This window comes from Shewanella sp. S1-49-MNA-CIBAN-0167, assembly GCF_040310145.1.
GTDB classification, from domain to species: Bacteria; Pseudomonadota; Gammaproteobacteria; order Enterobacterales; family Shewanellaceae; genus Shewanella; species Shewanella psychromarinicola.
Genome location: NZ_JBEOPO010000274.1, coordinates 1 through 270 on the forward strand (window position 1 = coordinate 1; position 270 = coordinate 270).

Consider the following 270-nt stretch of genomic DNA (forward strand, 5'->3'; position numbering starts at 1 on the left):
GTATAAATCAGTAGCCCTGCTTCACGCAATGTCGGTAGTATTTGCATCAATAATAGCGTGGCATCATGGTCATGAATGCCCTTGTCATAACCGAGCTGATAGCGAGGGGTGGCGTAAGCTTTGACCAATTTAGACAATGGGCTGTCATTATCAATATCACCATTAATATCAAGGGTAATGATGGTCGCATCGTATGCTTGATATAGGCGCGTTTCAGTCAGGCCGTCTTGGCTATTTTTGGCACTTTCGATAATGCTATAAGCCAAGTAC

At 43.7% G+C, this 270-nt stretch carries 1 protein-coding gene; it reads right to left on the reverse strand.

Going from position 1 to position 270, the window contains the following annotated elements; all coding sequences use genetic code 11:
* A partial coding sequence (locus AAEZ00_RS21300; RefSeq protein WP_351089905.1) for a hypothetical protein occupies nucleotides 1–270 on the reverse strand: 270 nt, incomplete at both ends.